Genomic DNA, 19,621 nt, shown 5'->3' on the forward strand with positions numbered 1-19,621 from the left:
TCCGGTACTCCGGTACAGGTTTACCGTCGATCTCATGGAAGCCCCGGATGCCTGCACCTTGCCGACCGCGGAACGCCCGTTCCGCGTCGCCGAGTTCGACCAACTCTTTGCCGACCACCTCCGCGACTCGAACCGCGTCGACCCTCAAACCCTCGACCTCACCCTCGCCCCCGAATCCCGCGCGACGGTCGAAGACCTCACCGCCCGCGAGCTCGAGTGCTGCTCGTTCTTCACCTTCACCCTGACCCCGGCCGCCGACCACCTACGGCTGCGGATCACAGTCCCACCAACGCAAACCGCCGTACTAGACGGACTCCAATGAGATCCAGCGAGCTAGCCGCCGCAGCCGGCGTCAACCCCCAAACCCTCCGGTACTACGAACGCCGCGGCCTCCTCGCCGAACCCGCGCGAAGCCTCGGCGGCCATCGCATCTATCCCTCGGAAGCCGTCACGACGTTGCGCGTGATCAAGGCAGCCCAGCGCCTCGGATTCACCCTCACCGAGGTCTCCGAGCTACTCGACACCGCCCGCCACCGACACGCCCGCGGCGACGGAGCCGGCCTCCAGACCCGCGCCCGCGAGAAACTCAACGATGTGGAAGCCAAGATCGCCGACCTGACGGTCATCGCCGAAACCCTCCACGCCGCCCTCACCGCCGGCTGCGACGACCTGGCAACCTGCGCCGGCAACCCAGCCTGCCCCCTCCCGTTCGAGGAGCTCGGCGCCACCCGCGACACCAGGACCGACCTCGCGTGACGACCCTCAAGTCGGTTCTGCTGTTCCTCCTGGCCGCCGTGGCGGAGATCGGCGGCGCCTGGCTCATCTGGCAAGGCTGGCGCGAACACCGCGGCCTCCTCTGGATCGCCGGCGGAATAGTTGCCCTAGGCGCCTACGGCTTCGTAGCCACCTTCCAACCCGACCCCAACTTCGGCCGAATCCTCGCAGCCTACGGCGGCATCTTCGTAGCCGGCTCCCTAACCTGGGCCATCCTCCTCGACCACTTCAAACCCGACCGCTACGACCTGCTAGGCGCAGCAATCTGCCTCCTAGGAGTAGCCGTCATCATGTACGCCCCGCGAAGCTCATAATGGGAGTAGACGTAGCACTCACCCAGGTGATCCAGCCCGGCACAAGCGGCAAACGCCGCCAACTGACCCAACTGGACGTCGTACCGGACCCGGCTGACGTGTTCCCAGGCATCTGCCAACGAAGCAACCTCCCGATGCTGCGGCGCGTCGACCCGTACCGCGACCTGATCCTGACCGCAGCCGAGATGCCTCAGCTCCTGGCGGAGCTGCAGACGGAGCGCACCCTCGCCACCACCGATGAGGAACGCACCCTCCTGACCGCCGTACACCACCTCGCCGAACGCTGCGCCACAGACCCACCCACCGAACTCCATCTCCAAGGTGACTGACCTCTACCCGTCGCCGCCGCATCTGACGATCGCGGTGTGGGTGGCTTCGGATGACGAGCTGGCCTTTGGGCAGGCGTGTGACACCGCGATCGAGTTCGGCTGCACATCGTCCGGCGTGGTCGAGATCGCCCCGCGGGGCCGCGCGTTCGCGATGCTGCAGGATCTGGAGGACCGCTCGACTGAGCACCTCAGCGGCGCCGAGTTCGACTCGATGGTGCATGGCGCGCACCCGATGTCGCGTCCGCTGAAGGCCGGGTTTCGGCGCAAAGGAATCGGCACGGTGATCGTCGAGCATCTGTTGGGCACGGCAACAGAACCTCATCCGGTAGCCATCTCGCTCTCCGCCGGCGCATTGGGTTGGCCCGAGGAACTGTCGACCGCGAAGGACCGCAAGGCGGCGTACAGGCTGGCCGTCTGGGCAACCGACGTACTGCGGGACCTCACCGCCCGCACCGGCGCCCTCTACGGCTCTATCGCCGTGGAGGAGACCCTCCCAACCCCCACCGCCCTCAGCACAGGCACCCCGCTCAGCACCCAGCCCTTCCTCTCCACCAATCTCCCACCCGCAGTCCTCCGCGCCTTCCAAGCAGCCTGCCCCCAATCCCACCCAACCCCCTGGCCCCACGGCACCTTCTTTCCCTTCTGGAAACCCTTCCCCGCAGCCAACCGCTCCGCCCTAACAACAGCCTCAACCACCCTCGGCCACGCACTCCAACGGAGGACCCATGAGCTCTGACTTCGCCTTCTGGAAGGCAATCCCGGGAGATCCCGAGCAGATCTACGACAAGGTCTGCGAAGGCATCACCGACGGCGGACTACCAGCTGGATCAGACTCCGGAAGACGCCGAGAAGTACGTCCGCGAGGCGATCTTCTTCGATGAGTGACATCGAGGAGTTGTGGACGCGGTTGGCGGCGGGTGGGGTTTCCGCGATGGTGAAGATCGATCACGAGCGGTTTGCGGAGGGTGGGCGGCCGTGGACCTTGCTGTTGTCGGGGCCTCCGCTTGGTGATGGGTTTGTTCGCGCGGAGGAGGCCTCGCTCAGGAGGTGCTTGGAGGTCGGCCTCACCCGACTGGCTGACAAGGCGGAGGGGGAGTGGGGGTGGGTCTCGGAGTACCTCGGGTGATCTCAGCGGTCGGCGATGTTTTGGCCGGATTTGAGGAAGGGGTCGAAGGAGCCGTGGGTGGTGGTGCCGTCTCTGGAGGGGATTATTTCTTTGGAGTATTGGGCCAGGTAGACGCGGCGGTGTTTGTCGGTTTGGTTGGGGCCGCTGCGGTGGATGACGACGCTGGAGAAGACGACGATGGAGCCGGCGGCCGCGGTCATCGGGATGCCGGGGTCGGTGCCGAAGTAGCAGACCATGTCGTTGAGTTCGGGGTCTTGGATGTGCTTGATGTAGGACCTGATGCCGGACCGTGAGTAGGGGAGTAGGTAGACGGAGCCGTTCTCCTCGGTGACGTCGTCGAGTGGGATCCAGCAGGTGAGGTACGGCGCGTGGTCCTCGTGCACATAGCCGGAATCCTGGTGCCACGCGAAGGCCGTGTTCGGGTCGCCGGCCTTGATCACGTACTGCTCCCAGAACAGCCATGCGTCATCGCCGAGCGTCTTCTGGCAGATCTCCGCCATCGTGTCGCTGAACAGGAACTGCCGCAGCTCCGGCCGGTCCTGGTAGATCATGCTGCTGAAGTACCGCTTCCCCCGGTGGTTGATCCCGAGCGAGTCGGTGCCCGCCTCGTCCATCGCGGCGTCGAGTTTGTCGATCGAGTACTGCGCCCCGCCGCGCAGCAGCTCGAGCTGTTCGTCGGTGAGCACGCGGTCCAGCACGAAGTACCCCTCGTCGCGGAACTGGGCAAGATGCTCCGGGGTGACCAGGTCGTTCATGGAAGTCCTCTCGATCGGCTTACCAGAAACGCTAGGACGACAACGAAGGTCAAAGAATGTCTCCCCGCGACCCGGACATGAACATTTTGGCGCGCTACCGTACCTGACATGACCGAGCGCACGATCGTCACGATCGCCGAAGGCCCGGTGACGAGACTCGGTCAGCTGGTGCTGGCCGGCGAGGTGGTCGACTCCGAACCGATCATGTCGGCCGAGCTCCGGGTGATGGACGGCTACGTGCTGTCGGTGCTGATCGATGGCGAGGGCAACTATCGCGACGCCGACGGTCGCGCCGAACGGATCACCGGCGGCGCGCACACGCTGGTCCCACCAGGCTTCCCGCACACGTATCACACCGACCCGGGGGAGCGCTGGACCGAGGTGTTCGTCGTCTTCGCCGGCCCGCTCTTCGACGCGCTCCCGCACCTGACCGGCGCCGGCCCGCGCTACCCGGTCCCGCAACCCTCGATCGAAGCGCTCCGCACCGTACTCCGGGCTCCACCGAAAACCCGCCGCGCCGCCGAACACCAACTGCTGGCCCTGGCCGACTGGCTCGTCGACGTCGAGGACACCACACCGGAGGACGTCAGCATGGAGATTGTGGACGCCATGACCCGCCTCGCCGACGACCTCACCGCGAGCACGGCCCTCGCCGCGATCGCCGCCGAGTCGGGCCTCAGCTACGACACCTTCCGCCGCAGATTCGCCAAGCAGGTCGGTCTGACGCCCGCCGCCTTCCGGAACGTACGCCGGTTGCAGGCGGCGGCCACGCTGCTACGTCTGACCGACCTCACCCACCGCGAGATCGCCCGAACACTCGGATTCGCCGACGAGTTCCACCTGTCACGCCGATTCCGCTCGCATTTCGGTGTCTCCCCGCGCGACTACCGGCGTACCTGAGGCACCGGGGCGGGGGATCGCTGCCAGCAGCTTGCGGGTGTACGGATCCTTGGCCTCACCAATGACCTGCAGCGTCGGACCGCGTTCCACCATCACGCCCTCGTTGAGCACCATCACCTCGTCGGCCAGCAACCGCGCACTGAGCAGGTCGTGGGTGATGTACAACATGGCGATCCCGCGGTCGCGGACCAACTGGTCGAGCAACGCGATGATCTCCGCACGGATCGACACGTCCAGCATCGAGATCGGCTCGTCCGCGATCACCACCTCAGGCTCCGGAGCCAGCGCCCGCGCGATCACCACCCGCTGACGCTGCCCGCCGGACAGCTGATGCGGCAACTTGTCCAGGTACTGCGCTGCCGGCGACAGCCCGACCGTCTCGAGCAGCTCGCCCGCCCGCACCCGCGCCTCAGCCCCACTCAACCCGAGATGATTCCGCAATGGCCGGGACAACGCATACGCCACCGTCCGCGTCGGATTGAGCGCCGAGAACGGATCCTGGAACACCAGCTGCACATGTCGCCGGTACTTCCGTAGCGCCCGCCGTCGCAACCGATCCACCGGCGTATCCCCGAACCAGATCGAGCCACCGGAAGGACGCTCCACCCCGGTCAGCATCCGCGCGATCGTCGTCTTACCCGAACCACTCTGCCCGACCAGCGCCGTGACCTGTCCCGGCCGCAGCCCGAACGACACATCATCGACGGCCGTGGTCACGGTGGTGTTCAACCCGCGCCTGGTCCGGTAGACCTTGCTGACGCCGTCCACGACGAGCACCGGCTCGACATCGGCCAGCTCGGACGGGCCGGCCGCGAACACCTGGTCCCGTAGCGCGGCCAGGTTGTCGAGCGCTGCCCGGCCGCCTGAGGACTCCTCGACGAGGATGCACCGGACCTGACCACGCCCCGCGGGCAGCAGATCGGGATGCACGGTCCGGCACTTGTCCACGGCGACCGGGCAACGCGGCTGGAAGAGGCAGCCGGCGTGCGACTGCGACAGGTCCGGCGGCCGGCCCGGGATGAACTCGACCTCGACGATCTCGTCGCGCGGATCGGCGTACGACCCGAGCAGGCCGGCGCTGTACGGATGCAGGTGGCGCGACACCATCTCCGCGGCCGGCTGGTCCTCGACGATCTCCCCGGCGTACATCACCATCACCCGGTCGGCCAGCTCCATCACCGTGCCGAGGTCGTGGCTGATGAACAGTACGGCGAACCCGAGCCGAGCCTGCAGCACCCGCAACCGGTCGAGGATGTCCCGCTGTACGACGACATCCAGCCCCGTCGTCGGCTCGTCCAGCAGCACGAACCTCGGCTCGAGCGCCAACGCCAACGCGAGCGCCACCCGCTGCTTCATCCCGCCCGACAGCTCGTGCGGGAATCGGCCCAGCACGGATCGATCCAACGACACCATCTCGAGCAGCTCGCCCGCGCGCGCATCCACGTCCACGCCGTTGCCATGGGCGTCGAACGTGTCGGCGAACTGCCGCCGGATGGTGATCACCGGGTTCAGCGAGTTCATGCTCGACTGGAACACCGTGGACAGATCGACCCAGCGCATCGACCGCAGGTCGTCCTCGCTCGTCGACGTGATGTCCCGCCCGTCGAACGTGATCGTCCCGCCGGTGATCGCGGCCGGCTTGTCCAGCAACCGCAGTACTGCGTTGCCGAGCGTCGACTTGCCGCACCCGGACTCGCCGAGCAGCCCGACGAACTCGCCGTCGTGCACCTCGAAGCTGACCCCGTCGACGGCCCGGACGGCGGCCGAGTCGCGCGGGCTGTAGGTGACGCTCAGGTCCCGAACCTCGAGCAACGCCATGTCAGTCCTCCCTCAGATGTGGGTTGCTCAAGGCATCGATCCCGAAGTTCATCAACGTGAACGACGTGATCAGCAGCGCCAGCACCAACCCGGGCGCCACCAGCCAGGCCCACTGCCCGGTGGTCAACGCGCCGCCGAGGCTGGCCTGGTTGAGCATCGTTCCCCAGCTGACCGTCTGCGGATCACCGAGCCCGAGGAACGCCAGCCCGGCCTCTGCGCCGATCGCGCCGAGCGCCGCGCCCATGAATCCGACCACGATCAGCGAGATCATGTTCGGCACGATCTCGAACGCGATGATGCGCGCCGTACTGTCGCCGGCGAACTTGGCCGCCGTGATGTAGTCCCGGGTCCGCAGCGTGATGATCTGCGCGCGCTTGATCCGGGCGCCGTACGCCCAGCCGGTCACGGTGATCACGACGATGATCAGGCCGAGGCCCTTCACCGGCGCGTACCCGGCCAGCACGACCATCAACGGCAGCACCGGCACCACGAGCCCGAGGTTGATGAAGAACGACAGCACCTCATCCACCACACCCCGCAAGTAGCCGGCGGTGAGTCCGACGGCCATCGCGATCAACGTGCTCAGTACGCCGGCCACCAGCCCGACGATGAGCGACGTACGAGCGCCGTACACGAGCTGCGAGAACACGTCCTCGCCACGCGCCGTGGTACCCAACCAGTGCGCGCCTGACGGACCTGCCGATGCCGCGAAGTCCGAGACCCGCGGACCGTACGGCGCGATCACCGGAGCGAACACCGCGATCAGGATGAACGCGGCGAGCATGATCATGCCCGCGCGACACTTGCTGTTCCGCCAGAGGATCGTCATGGCGCCTCCGCCCGTCGGACCCGCGGATCGAGGAACCCGTATGTCACGTCGGCGAGGAAGTTCGCGATCAGTACGCCGATCGTGGTGAACAGGAACAGCGCCTGCATCAGCGGATAGTCCTTGTTCGACACGGCTTCCAGCAGCAAGCGGCCGAGCCCGGGATAGTTGAAGATCGTCTCGACCAGCACGGTCCCGCCCAGCAGCCCGCCGAGCGCGATCGCGAACCCGGTGACGTTGGGCAGGATCGCGATCCGGGCGCCGTACGTCAGCGCGATCCGCCGCCGCGGCAGACCCTTCGCCCGGGCCAGCCGGGCGTAGTCCTCGCCCAGCGTCTGCACCATGTTGTTGCGCATGCCGATGATCCAGCCGACCGGCCCGGTGATCAGCAACGCCAACGCCGGCAGCACGCTGTGCTGGAATGCGTCCGAGAAGAACAACCAGGTCCAGCTCGGGCTGCTGCCCCCGCCGTACCCGCCGCCGTCCGGGAACCAGTTCAGCGTGATCGCGAAGACGAAGATCAGCACCAGCGCGATCCAGAAGAACGGCAGCGTGCCGACGAACGTCGAGCCGAGCGTGATCACCGAGTCGACCCGCGAATTACGCCGGTACGCCGCCCACGCACCGAGCAGCGTGCCGATCGCGAACGACGCGATCTGGGTGACGCCGACCAGGATCAACGTCCACGGCAACGCGGTCGCGATCATCGCGGTCACGGAGTACGGGTAGTACGAGTACGAGACGCCGAACTGCCCGTGAACCACGGCACCGAGATAGTCCCAGTACTGCGACAGCAGGTTCCCGTCCTGGGTGCCGAGCATCTTGCGGATCGCGGCGAGCTGCACCGGGTTGACCGCCTGGGTGTTGCCCTGGAGCCGCGACAGCAACGCCTGGGCGGGATCCCCCGGCTGCAGCCGGGGGATCAGGAAGTTCAGCGTCACCGCAGCCCACAACGTGGCCACGAAGAAGCCGGTCCGCCGGAGGAAGTACAGCATCGTCAGCTCCCGGCCGGGACCAGGTGGGTCAGCACGACCTGCCCGTTACCGCCGTCGGCATACGGGTCGTCCGCGTTCGGCCAGCCCTCCGCCTTGGTCGTATCGTACTGGAACCACTTCGCGCCGTACCAGATCGGGATCGTCGGCACCTGGTTCATCATGATGTCGACGAGTCCGGCGACGGCCTCCTTCTGGGCCTTCTCGTCCGGCGAGACCTGCAGCGTCTGCAGCAGTTCGTCGGTCTTCGGGTCCTGCCAGCGGATCTCGTTGCTGGCCGCCTTCTTGCCGATCGGTGCGGTCCGCGCGCTGTTGAGCGGATCGGCGAAGTTCGCGTACATGTTGCACCCGCCACCGAAGACGCCGAACGTCATGTCGTAGTTGCCGGTCGCCCGGTCCTGGTTGTTCGCGTCCGGCGTCGGCGTGTCCTTCCGTACGTCGATGCCGAGCGCCTCGAGGTTCTTGATCAGGATGTCCGCGGCGGCGACCCAGTCGACGTACGAGCCAGGCACCTTGAAGCTGAACGCGATCGGCTTGCCGTCCTTGCCGAGCCGGCGGCCCTTGCTGTCCTTGGTGTAGCCGGCGTCGGTCAGCGCCTTGTCGGCCGCGGCGGCGTCGTACCCGATCCGCCCGTCGTCCGCGAGACCCTGCGGCAGCCAATCCTTCTGACCTGGTACGACGAGGCCGCTCTGGCTGGCCTGCGTCACGTACCCGAGCTGTGCCTTGTCGATGACCTGCTTGTCGTCGAACGCCGTCGTCAGCGCCTTGCGGAACGCGACGTCGTTGAACGGGGCCTTGGTCAGGTTCATGTACACACTGATGACGCCACCAGGCGCGTACCAGTAGTGGTGGTGCTTCGGGTCGCGGTCGACGTACGCCTTCTTGATGTCCTGCACGAACATCGCGTTGGTGTCGTACTCGCCGCGGCTCAGCTTCAGCTGCTCGACCTGCCCGCCGGCGTCGGCCTTGTTGAACCGGAGCTCGTTGACCTTGATCTTGTCGGCCTGCCAGTAGTCCGGGTTGCGCTCGACCACGAGCTGGCGCGGGTTGAACGACTTCAGCTTCATCGGACCCGTGCCCACCGGGGCGGTCGCGTTCACGAACGTGGTCGGGTCGGCAACCTTCGACCAGACATGCTCCGGCACGATCTTCACGCCGCTCACCTGCGTGAACGCCGACGCACCTGGCTGCTTGAACGTGAACGTCACCTTGTCGTCGCCGGTCGCCTTGACCGACGAGAGGAACGTCCACACACCCTGCGTATCGAGTACGTCGAACTTCTTCAGCATGTTGAACGTGAACTCGACGTCCTTCGCCGTGAACGGCTGCCCGTCGTTCCACTTCACCCCGCTGCGGATCGTGTAGACCAGCGTCTTCGGATCGGACCACTGGTACGACGTTGCGAGCCAGGGGATCGCCTTGCAGCTGTAGGTCTCGACGTACATCAGGCTCTCGTAGATGTAGTCGGCCGCGCTGAGCTTGGTGGCGTCGAGGTAGGGGTTGTAGTTGGCCTTCGGTGTGGTGCCGCCGCCGAAGTCGCCGTAGTTCAGGAAGTCGATCATGCCGGTGTCGGTGGATGACTTCTGCTGTCCTTCGGTGCCGGTACATCCGGTCAGCAGTAGTGCCGTGCTCGCCGCCAATACGACGAGTGTCTTGCCCCATGGTCGTACGGTCATCCGGGATCCTCCATAAAGGGTGTGTGGCGGTCCCCCCTTTCGATCCCCGTATCCCCTCGGTGCGGCAGGGTCAGCGTTCACCCCCGCAGCCGCACGACGCGCGCAGTACCAGTTCGGTCGGCAGGATGATGTCGCCGGCCGGCTCGGCGAGTGGATCGGCCAGCAGCCGGGCAGTGGTTGCGGCCAGTTCGCGGATCGGCTGCCGGACAGTCGTCAGCGCGGGCCTGGCGAGGGCAGCCATCGGCATGTCGTCGAAGCCGGTGATCGCGATGTCCTGCGGGACCCGCAGCCCGCGGCCGAGGGCGCTCAGCAGCAGGCCGAGCGCGGTCTCGTCGTTCGCGCAGACCACGGCGTCCGGCCGATCTGTTGCATCAAGCAACTGTTCCGCCGCGATCGCGCCGTCGGACTGCTGCAGGCCGACGCGGATCGGTTCGGACGGCGGTTTGCGGCGCGCGGACTTGTGTGCCGCGAGGAACGCCTGCCAGCGCGCGGTCACGTCGGGCGAGCCGTCCGGCGTACCGACGAAGGCGAGGCGGCGGTAGCCGTGGTCGATCAGGAGGTGCCGAGTCAGCGCCTTCATGTTGTCATTGGCAACACTGACCGACGCCTGCGCCGGCCCGGCCTCGCTGGCCATCACCACCACCGGGATCTGGGCCGCGACCTTGGCGATCGTCTCGGCCGAGACTGTGCCGCCGTGGATCGCCATACCGTCGACGCGGTCGGCCAGGTCGAGCACTGTCGCGTCGGTGTCGGCACGCGAGTGGGACGCGAGTACGAGCACGCTGTCGCCGGTCTCGAGTGCTTCGGCTTCGAAACCCTGGATCAGCTCGGAGAAGTACGGACCGGACAAGCCGGGAAATACCAGGCCCAGTGCGCCGTGGCGGCGCTCGGCGAGGGCGCGGCCGAAGTGGCTGGGCTTGTAGCCGTGCTCCTCGATCACCCGTAGCACGCGCTCGCGGAGCTCGGGGGAGACCGGCACCGTGCCCCGCGACACCCGCGACACGGTCGCGGGCGAGACGCCGGCCATCTCGGCGACCCGGCGGAGGGTGACACGGCTGTTGCCCATCGGCTGAACTCCCGTTACGGTTGAAACCGGTTTCATGAGACCGGTTTCACGACCATAACCACGACCGTGCCGCAGAGGCAACAGCTCGCGGCGCGGCGACCGACCCCTGGTGAGGACGTGCCTGTGAGGATGTGCTTGTGATGACGGCCCGATCGATACGGCTGGAACGACGCCGGCTCCTGGTGGACGGCGTACCGAGGATCCTGATGGCCGGCGAAGTGCACTACTTCCGGCTGCACCGCGAGGACTGGGCCGACCGGCTCGACAAGCTCGTGGCCGCTGGGTGTGACGCGGTGGCGAGTTATATGCCATGGCTTGTGCATGAGACGGCTGACGGGTTCGATCTCACCGGCGAGTCGAGTGAGTATCGCGATCTGGTCGGCTTTCTGGAGCTCGCCGCGGAGCGGGATCTATTGGTGATCGCGCGGCCGGGGCCGTTCGTGATGGCTGAGTTGAAGAACGAAGGGCTGCCGTTCCGGATCTATCGCGAGCATCCGGACGCGGTGCCGCTGGGGTGGGACGGGAAGCCGGCCTCGTCGGCGACCCTGGACTACTTGTCGCCCGGATATTTGGGTGAGGCTGAGCGTTGGTACGGCGCGATCATGCCGGTGCTGGCGGAACGCCTTGTTTCCAACGGCGGACCGATTGCTGCGGTGCAGCTGGACAACGAGGTCGGGATGCTCTCGTGGGTCACGAACACCCCGGAGCTGACCGATCGCACGCTCGCTGACCTGGCTGTGTGGGCGTTCCAGACCTGGGGCCGTGAGGGCAGCATCTCGCGGTACGGCGCTGACCCGGATGATCCGGCGGGCTGGGCGTCGCAGTGGCGCGCAGGCGGGACCCTCGATGGGACGGTGGCGCAGCAGCTTGCGTTGCACCATGATCTCGGGGCGCATCACCGGGACCGGTATGCGCGGTACCTGCTGCGGTTGCGGGATGTCGCGATCGCGCACGGGGTTGACGACGTACCGTTCCTGGTCAACCTGCATGGGACGTATGCCGGGCGCGGGCGGCATTTCCCGATCGGGATCAGTCAGTTGTCCAAGTCGTATGCCGGGGTGCCGCAGATGACCTCGGGATCCGATCACTACATCGGCGAGCTCACGGTCGAGAAGGTGCCTGATCTGTATGTGATGAACGCGTTCATGGCCGCCGTCCACGATGCCGACCAGCCGATCACGTCGCTGGAGTTCGAGGCGGGGACGGGGGACTACGGCGAGGATCTGAGCTCGCTGACTTCGCCGGAGACTGCCGAGTTGAAGACTCGGTTGTGCGTTGCTCAGGGCAATCGGTTGGTCAACTACTACTTGTTTGCCGGTGGCCACAATCCGCCGCTCGATACGCCTGTTGGCGACGGCAACGATCGGATCGCGTTCACCGGTGAGCGGCACGGGTTCGCGGCGCCGGTTGATCCGGAGGGGCGGCTGAGTACGACGTACGCCGGGACCGCCTCGGCTGTGCGTGCTGTGCGGGGCGCGGAGCATTTGCTGGCGGGGATGGACGAGGAGTACGACGACGTCGTTCTGGGCTACGTGCCTGATCACTACCTGACGGAGTACTGCCATCCGTCGGCGTCGGTACGCCGGGATCAGGTCGGCGAGCTGGAGCGGTATCGGGGGATGGGACCGCGCGACATCCTCGCTCGTGCTCTGCTGCTGGGCGGGTATTCCTTCCGGGCGGTCGATATGTCCGGTGCGCCGACCTCGGCCGGTGCTGCGTTGGACCCGGCTGGTCCGGTGGTCGCGCTGGCGACGCCGCCGGTGCTTGGCCGAGCGATCCAGGAGCGGCTGGCCGCCTTTGTCCGGGGTGGTGGGCGGCTGCTGTTGCACGGCCGGGTGCCGGTTGCGGACGATGACGGTACGCCGTGCACGGTGCTGGCCGACGAACTCGGCGTGAAGGTCGACGACACGGTCCAGGGGACGCCGCACTACTTCCCGTCGGTACGAGCCACCGCCTGGGCCGGGCCTCAGCCCGAGGTCCGCGTCGGAATGCTGGAGCACCTGGTGGCACCGGACGCCGAGATCCTGGCGGTCGATGTCGCCACCGGTGCGCCGGTCGCTGTCGCGACCGGCGCCGCGGACGCTGCCGCAGCCGGCGCGCCGGAGCGCAGCGCGGGTGGGCGGGTAGTTGTGATGGCGTGCGACTACCCGTGTCATCTCGGCTTCTGGCGGCAGGTGTTCGAGCGGGTTGGCGTGCAGCGGCAGATTGTTGCTGAGGGCAACACGCCTGGGTTGGTCGTCACCAGCACGGCTGATGCGGACGGGCAGCGGTTGGTGCATCTGATCAACGTGGCGCCGGTTGCGCAGACGTTCACGCTGACAGTGGGCGACGTGGTGCTGGAGCTCGGCCTCGGCGCCCGCGAGGGGCTTGTGCTGCCGTTCGACGTACGCCTCGACGACGCGATCCTGCGCTGGTCGACCGCCGAGCTGGACGGCCGCGGTGACGGCTCGACCGTGCTCCTGCGCCGCTCGTCAGCCGGCGGCAGCGCGCGGATCGAAACCACCCGGGAAGTCGCCGTGGATGGCGACGTGACCGCCGCTCGCGACGAGCAGGGCTGGCTCATCTCCTGGCCCGCCGGCGCGACCACCGACCGTTTGACTGTGAGGCTCTCATGACACTGACCATCGGCGTACTAGGTCTCGGCAGCGTCTTCTCCGGTCCGTACGCGAGCCTGATCACCAAACTCGAGCAGGAAGGTCGCGTCCGCCTCACCGCCGGCTACGACCCGGATCCCGCGAAACGGTCGACTGCGGCGGAGCGGTTCGGCATCAACACGTCGTACGGCGCCCCCGAGGAACTGCTCGCTGTGGACGACCTCGACATCGTGCTGGTCCTGACGAGCATGAACCAGCACGGCTCGCTCGCCCGGGCGGCTCTCGAAGCCGGCAAGCACGTACTCGTCGAGAAGCCGATGTCGACCTCGTTGGAGGAAGCTCGTGCGCTGCTCGACGCGGCCGCGGAGGCGCCGGGGCTGCTCGTGTGTGCGCCGCACATCGTCCTGTCCCCGACGTACCAGGAGATGCACCGGCGGGTCCGCGCCGGCGAGATCGGCGACCTCCACCTGGCCCGCGCCCGGTACGGCTGGTCCGGGCCGTGGTGGGGGCGTTGGTTCTACGAGTCCGGGGGAGGAGCGCTGTTCGACCTCGGCGTCTACAACCTGACGAGCTTGTGCGGGTTCTTCGGCCCGGTACGGCGCGTCACCGCGATGGTCGGCACCGCCGTACCCAAGCGCGAGGTCAACGGCGAACTAGTCCCCGCCCGCGCCGACGACAACGCCCACATCGTCCTCGACTTCGGCCAGGCGAGGTTTGCCTCGATCGCCACCGGTTTCACCATGCAGCAGTACCGCTCACCCGCGATCGAGCTGTACGGCGCCACCGGCGTACTCCAACTCCTGGGCGACGACTGGGCCCCGAACGGCTTCGAACAATGGTCCAACCCCCGAGGCTCCTGGGAACTCATCCCCGAACGCGCCCCCCACTGGCCCTGGACCGACGGCCTCCGCCACCTCGTCGACTCCATCGATTCCGGCACCCCAACCATCACCCGCCCGGAACACGCCTACCACGCCCTAGAGGTAATGCTCGCCGCTAAACAATCCTCCACCGAAGGCCGAGTAGTAGACATAACCAGCCCCTTCCCCGACCTGGAGTACAACCCCGCAGCTACAGACGACGGGCGCCCGACCCACGACCCGCGCTCCTCCTGACTCTCAAGGGATCAGGACGACTTTCCCCGTGGTCGCGCGGTCCTCGAGGGCTTGGTGGGCGGCTGATGCCTCGGACAGAGGGAAGGCTGTGGTGAGGGCCTTCCAGCGGCCTGAGGTTGTCTCCTCGAGGGCTGTGGACTCCAGTTTGCGGAGTTGGGTTGACAGTTTGGCGCCGATGGCCCAGCCGGCGGTTAGGCCTCGGGACATGAGGTCGGTGTGGGTGAACTCGATGGGGCCGCCGCCTGACCAGCCGAACATGAACAGGCGGCCGCCGACCCCGAGCAACTCGAACGCCTGCTGGCCGTTGGGACCACCAACCCCGTCGAGCAGGACGCTCGCCTCGCGGTGGCCCAGTTCGGCCTTCAAGCCGGCGGCCCAGTCCGGATCGGTGTAGTCGACCGCGTACTGCGCACCCAGCGACCGCACCAGCTCCACCTTCGCCGGTCCGCCCGTTAGCCCGACAACGGTCGCCCCGACGTTCCTCCCGGCCTGGACCAGATAGCTGCCGATCCCACCCGCAGCCGCAGTCACCAGGACGACGTCGTCGGCGGTCAGCCGGGCCTGCGACAGGATCCCGGCCGTCGTCCGCCCAGTACCGATCGCCGCCACGGCCTGCGCAGCGTCGACATGCGCGGGAAGTTCGTACAGCGACTCGACCTTCGCCACCGCTCGTTCGGCATACCCGCCTGGCACCATGCCGAGATGCACCACGACCCGCTTGCCGACCCACGACGACGAAACGTCCGCCGCCACCGCACTCACCCGGCCGGCCACCTCCCGCCCCGGGATCGTCGGCAGCTCCGGCACCGGGATCGGGCTCCCGCCGGTCGACCCCGCCCGGATCATCGTGTCGACGAGATGGACCCCGGCCGCCTCCACCTCGACCAGCACCATCCCCGCCGACAGCACCGGATCCGGCACGTCCTCGTACACCAGGTTCTCCGCCGGACCGAACGCATGCAATCTGATCGCCTTCATGCCCAGCAACGCTAGAACCTCAACAATGATTGAGGTCAACCTCTGCCACTTCCTTACGTTGTGTACTAAAGTGCGATCCGAGGGAGGGTGACGTGGCGAAGATTCTGAGAGGTGCGACCGCGCAGGAGACCCACAGCGCGATCCTGGACCTGATCCGCTCCAGCGGCACGGTCACCCGCGTCGACCTCGCCGACCGGTCCGGGCTGACCGGTGCGTCGATCTCGCGCGTGGTCAAACGACTGCTGGCCGACGGCCTGATCATCGAGACCGGGTACGGCGACCCCACCGGCGGCAAACGCGCCACGCTCCTGCAGTTCAACCCCCGCGCCCGGCACGCGATCGGGATCGCGGTCGACACCCCGAGCACGACGTACGTCGTCACCGACATGAGCGGCCGGGTGATCGAGCAGGTGTCGTCGCGCGGGATCGGCAAGGATGCTCCGGCGACCGCGGTACGACGGATCACGGCCGAGCTCGAGGACCTGATCGTGAAGGCCGAGATCGAGCCGTCCACGCTGGTCGGCGTCGGTGTCGCACTGGCCGGACGGCAGGGGCGGGGCGGGACGCGGCTGCTGCGGACGGACTCGGAGAAGTACGCGTGGGAGCCCTTCGCCGTACGGGACACGCTCAAGGACGCGATCGACCACCCGATCGTGGTGGAGAACGACTCGACCTGCGCGGCGATCGGCGAGTTCTGGGCGGGCAAGATCCCGTCGGTGAACGACTTCGCCACCGTCTACATGGCGGCCGGGTTCGGCCTCGGCCTCGTGACCAACGGCGATGTGTACCGCGGCTCGTCGTCGAACGTCGGCGAGATCGGCCACATGGTGCTCGACGTCAACGGCCCGCTGTGCTGGTGCGGCGGTCAGGGCTGCCTGGAGAGCCTCGCCGCACCGGCAGCAGTGGTTGCACGTGCCGGTCAAGATGAGCAGCTGGCGGACAAGCTCGGCCTCCGCGGCCGTCGGCTGTCGACCCGCTCCGACTTTGCCAAGATCGCCCGCCTGGCCGCCGCCGGAGACCCGCGCTGTGTCGAGCTGATCGAGGAGTCCGCGACCTATCTGGCCAAGGCCTTGCTCTCGATCACCAACCTGCTCGACCTCAACCAGATCATCCTGGCCGGCCCCGGATTCAGCGAGGCCGGCGACATCTACGTCCGCGTGGCGGCCCAGGAACTCAACCGCCTGTCCTTCGTCCGCGCGATGCATCCGACCCGCGTCGAGCTCTCCAAACTGGGCCCGAGCGCGGCGGCCCTGGGAGCCGCCTCGCTCGTTCTCCACACACAACTAACGCCGCACCAGAACACCCGCTCCTAAGCGGTCAGGTGCTCCTTGAGCCAGCGCCCGCTCTTCTTCACGGTGCGAGCCTGGGTCGCGTAGTCGACGTACACGATGCCGAAGCGGCGGCTGTAGCCCCACGCCCATTCGTAGTTGTCCATCAGCGACCAGACGAAGTACCCCTTGAGCGGGAAGCCCTCGGCGACCAGGTCCTCGCAGACGGCGATGTGCTGCTTGATGTAGTCGAGGCGTTCGTCGTCCTCGATCGCGCCGTCGGCAGTGACCGAGTCCGGGTACGCCGCGCCGTTCTCCGTCACGTACAACGGCAGCTCGGGCGCGAGCTTGTTGATCGTGACCAGGATGTCGCGCAGCCCGGTGGCCTGGATCGGCCAGCCCATCTGCGTCCGGGGCAGACCGGTGTCGACGGCAACGACATTCTCGCTACCCGGCTGCGTCGACGCGACCGGCGACGAGATCGGTCCGTCCGGCGCGGCGACCGTGGTCGGGCAGTAGTAGTTGACGCCGATGAAGTCGAGCGGCGCCGCGATCACCGGAAGATCCGCCTCCTGCTCAGCGAACCACCCAGTCATCCCGGTGTCTTCGAGCACGTCCGAGGGATAGCGCCCCGACAGCAGCGGCTCGAGGAACATGCGGTTCCGCAGTCCGTCGACCCGGCGCGCGGCGTCGCGGTCGGCGGGGGAGTCGGTCGCGGCGTGGATCGGCGCCGGGTTCAGCGCGATCCCGTACGACGAACCCTCCGACCGGATCGCGTCGAGCGTCAGACCGTGCCCGAGCAGCAGGTGGTGTACGGCCTTCAGCGCGTCAGCGCCCTCCGTCCGACCCGGCGCGTGCTCACCGTTCCCGTACCCGAGGAACGCGGAGCACCACGGCTCGTTCAGCGTCATCCAGTTCTTGATGACGTCGGACAGCCCGTCATGCGCGATCACCGCGTAGTCACGGAAGCGCTCGGCCGTGTCGCGGTTCAGCCACCCGCCGGCGTCCTCCAGCGGCTGCGGCAGATCCCAGTGATAGAGCGTCGCGTACGGCGTGACGCCGTTCTCCAGACACGCCTCGGCCAGCCGCCGGTAGAAGTCCAGCCCGGCCGCGTTGGCAGCACCCGAGCCGCCCGGCACGATCCGCGGCCACGCGATCGAGAACCGGTACGCGTTCAGCCCGAGGTCCGCCAACATCCGGATGTCCTCGCCGAACCGGTGGTAATGGTCGTCGGCCACGTCGCCGTTGGTGCCGTCCGCGATCTTGCCCGGGGTGTGCGCGAACGTGTCCCAGACACTCGGGCCGCGCCCGTCGGTGGAGACCGCGCCCTCGACCTGGTACGACGCGGTCGCCGCGCCCCACGTGAATCCGCTCGTCACGTCGTCTCCTTCTCAACCCAGTACTGCCTGTCCGGAAGTAGGCTACCTAACCGGTTAAGTAGCTCGTCGGGCAGGTCCGCCGCCAGCGCTTCCTGCAAGGCGTCGACCCGGGCCGGCTTGGTGATGCCGACGACCGTGCCCGCGATCCCCGGCTCGTCCACCGAGTGCCGCAACGCCGCGGTCGCGAGATCGAGGCCGTACTCCTGGCAGGCCTTCTCCATCTCGGCCACCGCGTCCAGGACGGCCGCAGGCGCCTCCCGGTACCCGTACTTCGTCGTGGCCGCGGGATTGGCGAGGATCCCGCCGCCGTAGATCGCCGCGTTCACCACCGCGATGTCTTCGGAACGAGCCCGCTCGAAGATGCCGAGCGCCGAGTGATCCACGAGGCTCCACCGGTTGTGCACAAGCAGCACCTCGAACCCACCGAGATCCAGATAGCGGGAGAGCTCGCGCGTGTTCCCGCCCGCCAGCCCGACGTGCCCGATCTCTCCGTCCGCGCGCAGTTGCATCAAGGTGTCGACCGCGTCCCGCATCGAGTCGAAGTCGTGGAACTCGGGATCGTGCAGGTACACCAGCGGCAGCTCGTCCAGCCCCAGCCGCTCCTTGCTCTCAGCAACGCTCGCCCGGACCCGCGCACCCGAGTAGTCGCCGTCGCGGGCGTCGACCTTGGTCGCGACCAGGAACCCGTCCGGCAGGCCGCCGTGCTCCTTGATCGCCAGACCGATGCGCAGTTCGCTCTCGCCGTCGCTGTACCCGTTCGAGGTGTCGATCCAGGTCAGCGGGCTGTCGAACACGCGCAGTACCAGGTCGATCGCTTCTCGTCGGGTCACGTCGTACCCGAACACCGCGGGCATGCTTCCGAGGCCGCTGCCGCCGGCGCAGACGGCGGACACGGTCAGACCGGTGGAACCCAGGGGCCGCAGCCAGTTCTCTGTCATGCCTCGGAGCCTACGGCGAACGCGAACCCGTCGCTGTCGACGTAGACCTTCGTTCCGTCCGGGGCGGTCTCGGCGGGTAGATCCGCCCGGTCGCCGACGAGTTCGGCGTACGCGAAACCGGCGACGTCGAGCTGCGGGGCGCGGGAGCTCTTGTCGACCTCGTACGTGAACACCTCGAGGACGGTGTCGCCGCCTTTCAGGTAGCCGATGTGGAAGCCGCGCTTGTCGTGCGGCTGCTCGATCGTGCCGATGAACGAGAAGCCGTAGTTCCGGTCGTAGTACGCGCTGGTGGCGTCCCGGTCCTCGATCGTCACCGCGACATGGTCGAACCGCGGCCGCGCCGGTACGCCGAGCGCCCGCTCGCGCGCGACCCCGTCCGCGTCGAGGATCTCGGCGTACTGCAGGTCGCCCTGGATCATCTCGAGCAGCGTGCCGTCCGGGTCGTAGAAGAAGGAGATCCGGACGTTGCCCTCGGCATCGAGCGGGTCGAGCTTGAACTCGACCCCGGCGTCCTTCAGTACGGCGGCGCGCTCGTCGATCCGGTCGACCTTGAACCCGATGTGCCGGAACCCCTTCTGCAGATCGTCCGGCGACCACGTGCTCTGCTCTCGGCCGTTGCCCACGGCCCGTAACTCGATCGTCGCGGTGACGGCGTCCAGCACGGCGCGTTGTGCGGTCGGCTCGCCGACCACCTCCAGCTCGAGGAACCTGGTGTAGAACTCGACCGAGCGGGCGACATCGGTGCAGTTGACCACGACGTTCTTGATCGGCAT

At 67.5% G+C, this 19,621-nt stretch carries 20 protein-coding genes; 10 read left to right on the forward strand and 10 right to left on the reverse strand.

Features of this window, described 5'->3' with window-relative positions:
• The first annotated feature begins 34 nt into the window (after positions 1-34).
• From FDA38_RS16885 to FDA38_RS16910, 6 genes are all read left to right on the forward strand, one after another.
• Positions 35-322, forward strand: a complete 288-nt coding sequence (locus FDA38_RS16885; protein WP_137254962.1) for a hypothetical protein — start codon at positions 35-37, stop codon at positions 320-322.
• Positions 319-756, forward strand: coding sequence for a MerR family transcriptional regulator (locus FDA38_RS16890; protein ID WP_137254963.1), 438 nt, complete (start codon positions 319-321; stop codon positions 754-756). The genes FDA38_RS16885 and FDA38_RS16890 overlap by 4 nt, the downstream gene beginning before the upstream one ends.
• Positions 753-1,088, forward strand: a complete 336-nt coding sequence (locus FDA38_RS16895) for a YnfA family protein (RefSeq protein ID WP_137254964.1) — start codon at positions 753-755, stop codon at positions 1,086-1,088. The genes FDA38_RS16890 and FDA38_RS16895 overlap by 4 nt, the downstream gene beginning before the upstream one ends.
• On the forward strand, positions 1,088-1,417 hold the full coding sequence (locus FDA38_RS16900; protein WP_137254965.1) for a hypothetical protein: 330 nt from the start codon (positions 1,088-1,090) through the stop codon (positions 1,415-1,417). Before FDA38_RS16895 ends, FDA38_RS16900 begins: the two co-directional genes overlap by 1 nt.
• Complete coding sequence (locus FDA38_RS16905) at positions 1,410-2,153, forward strand: hypothetical protein (protein ID WP_137254966.1); 744 nt, start codon at positions 1,410-1,412, stop codon at positions 2,151-2,153. Before FDA38_RS16900 ends, FDA38_RS16905 begins: the two co-directional genes overlap by 8 nt.
• Positions 2,154-2,294: 141 nt before the next feature.
• Positions 2,295-2,543, forward strand: a complete 249-nt coding sequence (locus tag FDA38_RS16910; protein WP_137254967.1) for a hypothetical protein — start codon at positions 2,295-2,297, stop codon at positions 2,541-2,543.
• Positions 2,544-2,545: 2 nt separating this feature from the next.
• Here FDA38_RS16910 and FDA38_RS16915 read toward each other — a convergent pair whose 3' ends face one another.
• Positions 2,546-3,298: a phytanoyl-CoA dioxygenase family protein gene (locus tag FDA38_RS16915; protein WP_137254968.1), complete on the reverse strand. Its 753-nt coding sequence runs from the start codon at positions 3,296-3,298 to the stop codon at positions 2,546-2,548.
• 108 nt (positions 3,299-3,406) lie between these two features.
• Here FDA38_RS16915 and FDA38_RS16920 point away from each other — a divergent pair, with 108 nt between their 5' ends.
• Positions 3,407-4,198, forward strand: coding sequence for a helix-turn-helix transcriptional regulator (locus FDA38_RS16920; RefSeq protein ID WP_137254969.1), 792 nt, complete (start codon positions 3,407-3,409; stop codon positions 4,196-4,198).
• Here the strand turns inward: FDA38_RS16920 and FDA38_RS16925 are convergent.
• The 5 genes from FDA38_RS16925 to FDA38_RS16945 form a co-directional block, all read right to left on the reverse strand.
• Positions 4,142-6,016: an ABC transporter ATP-binding protein gene (locus FDA38_RS16925; RefSeq protein ID WP_137254970.1), complete on the reverse strand. Its 1,875-nt coding sequence runs from the start codon at positions 6,014-6,016 to the stop codon at positions 4,142-4,144. The genes FDA38_RS16920 and FDA38_RS16925 overlap by 57 nt on opposite strands.
• Position 6,017: 1 nt before the next feature.
• The gene (locus tag FDA38_RS16930; protein ID WP_137254971.1) at positions 6,018-6,845 is read right to left on the reverse strand and encodes an ABC transporter permease; all 828 of its coding nucleotides are present in this window, start codon (positions 6,843-6,845) and stop codon (positions 6,018-6,020) included.
• Positions 6,842-7,837 (reverse strand): ABC transporter permease, encoded by a 996-nt coding sequence (locus FDA38_RS16935; RefSeq protein ID WP_137254972.1) that lies wholly within the window; start codon positions 7,835-7,837, stop codon positions 6,842-6,844. Before FDA38_RS16935 ends, FDA38_RS16930 begins: the two co-directional genes overlap by 4 nt.
• Positions 7,838-7,839: 2 nt before the next feature.
• Positions 7,840-9,510: an ABC transporter substrate-binding protein gene (locus tag FDA38_RS16940; protein WP_137254973.1), complete on the reverse strand. Its 1,671-nt coding sequence runs from the start codon at positions 9,508-9,510 to the stop codon at positions 7,840-7,842.
• A 70-nt stretch (positions 9,511-9,580) separates the two neighbouring features.
• Positions 9,581-10,576 (reverse strand): LacI family DNA-binding transcriptional regulator, encoded by a 996-nt coding sequence (locus FDA38_RS16945; RefSeq protein ID WP_137254974.1) that lies wholly within the window; start codon positions 10,574-10,576, stop codon positions 9,581-9,583.
• Positions 10,577-10,716: 140 nt separating this feature from the next.
• On the opposite strand from FDA38_RS16945, the gene FDA38_RS16950 reads away from it, so the two are divergent.
• Entirely contained in the window at positions 10,717-13,191 is a 2,475-nt protein-coding gene (locus FDA38_RS16950; protein ID WP_137254975.1) for a beta-galactosidase, read from the forward strand.
• Positions 13,188-14,285: a Gfo/Idh/MocA family protein gene (locus FDA38_RS16955; protein ID WP_137254976.1), complete on the forward strand. Its 1,098-nt coding sequence runs from the start codon at positions 13,188-13,190 to the stop codon at positions 14,283-14,285. Before FDA38_RS16950 ends, FDA38_RS16955 begins: the two co-directional genes overlap by 4 nt.
• A 3-nt stretch (positions 14,286-14,288) precedes the next feature.
• Here FDA38_RS16955 and FDA38_RS16960 read toward each other — a convergent pair whose 3' ends face one another.
• Positions 14,289-15,263, reverse strand: coding sequence for a zinc-binding dehydrogenase (locus FDA38_RS16960; RefSeq protein WP_137254977.1), 975 nt, complete (start codon positions 15,261-15,263; stop codon positions 14,289-14,291).
• Positions 15,264-15,355: 92 nt separating this feature from the next.
• Here FDA38_RS16960 and FDA38_RS16965 point away from each other — a divergent pair, with 92 nt between their 5' ends.
• Positions 15,356-16,576 carry an ROK family transcriptional regulator gene (locus tag FDA38_RS16965; RefSeq protein ID WP_137254978.1) on the forward strand — a complete coding sequence of 407 codons (1,221 nt, stop codon included), beginning with the start codon at positions 15,356-15,358 and terminating at the stop codon, positions 16,574-16,576.
• On the opposite strand, the gene FDA38_RS16970 is transcribed toward FDA38_RS16965, so the two are convergent.
• Genes FDA38_RS16970 through FDA38_RS16980 form a run of 3 tightly spaced genes read right to left on the reverse strand, consistent with a single transcriptional unit; the run spans position 16,573 to position 19,621 of the window.
• Positions 16,573-17,910, reverse strand: coding sequence for a GH1 family beta-glucosidase (locus FDA38_RS16970; protein ID WP_137254979.1), 1,338 nt, complete (start codon positions 17,908-17,910; stop codon positions 16,573-16,575). The two genes, FDA38_RS16965 and FDA38_RS16970, sit on opposite strands and share 4 nt — an antisense overlap.
• Entirely contained in the window at positions 17,907-18,848 is a 942-nt protein-coding gene (locus tag FDA38_RS16975) for an aldo/keto reductase (RefSeq protein ID WP_137254980.1), read from the reverse strand. Before FDA38_RS16975 ends, FDA38_RS16970 begins: the two co-directional genes overlap by 4 nt.
• Positions 18,845-19,621, reverse strand: coding sequence for a VOC family protein (locus FDA38_RS16980; RefSeq protein ID WP_137254981.1), 777 nt, complete (start codon positions 19,619-19,621; stop codon positions 18,845-18,847). Before FDA38_RS16980 ends, FDA38_RS16975 begins: the two co-directional genes overlap by 4 nt.

The sequence above is a fragment of the Kribbella jiaozuonensis genome (genome assembly GCF_005233875.1).
GTDB classification, from domain to species: domain Bacteria; phylum Actinomycetota; class Actinomycetes; order Propionibacteriales; family Kribbellaceae; genus Kribbella; species Kribbella jiaozuonensis.

Excerpts from the sequence above, each read along its gene's own strand:
- FDA38_RS16885 (WP_137254962.1), top strand. The coding sequence starts at position 35 with ATGGAAGCCCCGGATGCCTGCACCTTGCCGACCGCGGAACGCCCGTTC.
- FDA38_RS16890 (WP_137254963.1), top strand. The coding sequence starts at position 319 with ATGAGATCCAGCGAGCTAGCCGCCGCAGCCGGCGTCAACCCCCAAACC.
- FDA38_RS16900 (WP_137254965.1), top strand. The coding sequence starts at position 1,088 with ATGGGAGTAGACGTAGCACTCACCCAGGTGATCCAGCCCGGCACAAGC.
- FDA38_RS16910 (WP_137254967.1), top strand. The coding sequence starts at position 2,295 with ATGAGTGACATCGAGGAGTTGTGGACGCGGTTGGCGGCGGGTGGGGTT.
- FDA38_RS16915 (WP_137254968.1), bottom strand. The coding sequence starts at position 3,298 with ATGAACGACCTGGTCACCCCGGAGCATCTTGCCCAGTTCCGCGACGAG.
- FDA38_RS16920 (WP_137254969.1), top strand. The coding sequence starts at position 3,407 with ATGACCGAGCGCACGATCGTCACGATCGCCGAAGGCCCGGTGACGAGA.
- FDA38_RS16925 (WP_137254970.1), bottom strand. The coding sequence starts at position 6,016 with ATGGCGTTGCTCGAGGTTCGGGACCTGAGCGTCACCTACAGCCCGCGC.
- FDA38_RS16930 (WP_137254971.1), bottom strand. The coding sequence starts at position 6,845 with ATGACGATCCTCTGGCGGAACAGCAAGTGTCGCGCGGGCATGATCATG.
- FDA38_RS16935 (WP_137254972.1), bottom strand. The coding sequence starts at position 7,837 with ATGCTGTACTTCCTCCGGCGGACCGGCTTCTTCGTGGCCACGTTGTGG.
- FDA38_RS16940 (WP_137254973.1), bottom strand. The coding sequence starts at position 9,510 with ATGACCGTACGACCATGGGGCAAGACACTCGTCGTATTGGCGGCGAGC.
- FDA38_RS16945 (WP_137254974.1), bottom strand. The coding sequence starts at position 10,576 with ATGGGCAACAGCCGTGTCACCCTCCGCCGGGTCGCCGAGATGGCCGGC.
- FDA38_RS16950 (WP_137254975.1), top strand. The coding sequence starts at position 10,717 with ATGACGGCCCGATCGATACGGCTGGAACGACGCCGGCTCCTGGTGGAC.
- FDA38_RS16955 (WP_137254976.1), top strand. The coding sequence starts at position 13,188 with ATGACACTGACCATCGGCGTACTAGGTCTCGGCAGCGTCTTCTCCGGT.
- FDA38_RS16960 (WP_137254977.1), bottom strand. The coding sequence starts at position 15,263 with ATGAAGGCGATCAGATTGCATGCGTTCGGTCCGGCGGAGAACCTGGTG.
- FDA38_RS16975 (WP_137254980.1), bottom strand. The coding sequence starts at position 18,848 with ATGACAGAGAACTGGCTGCGGCCCCTGGGTTCCACCGGTCTGACCGTG.
- FDA38_RS16980 (WP_137254981.1), bottom strand. The coding sequence starts at position 19,621 with ATGCCGATCAAGAACGTCGTGGTCAACTGCACCGATGTCGCCCGCTCG.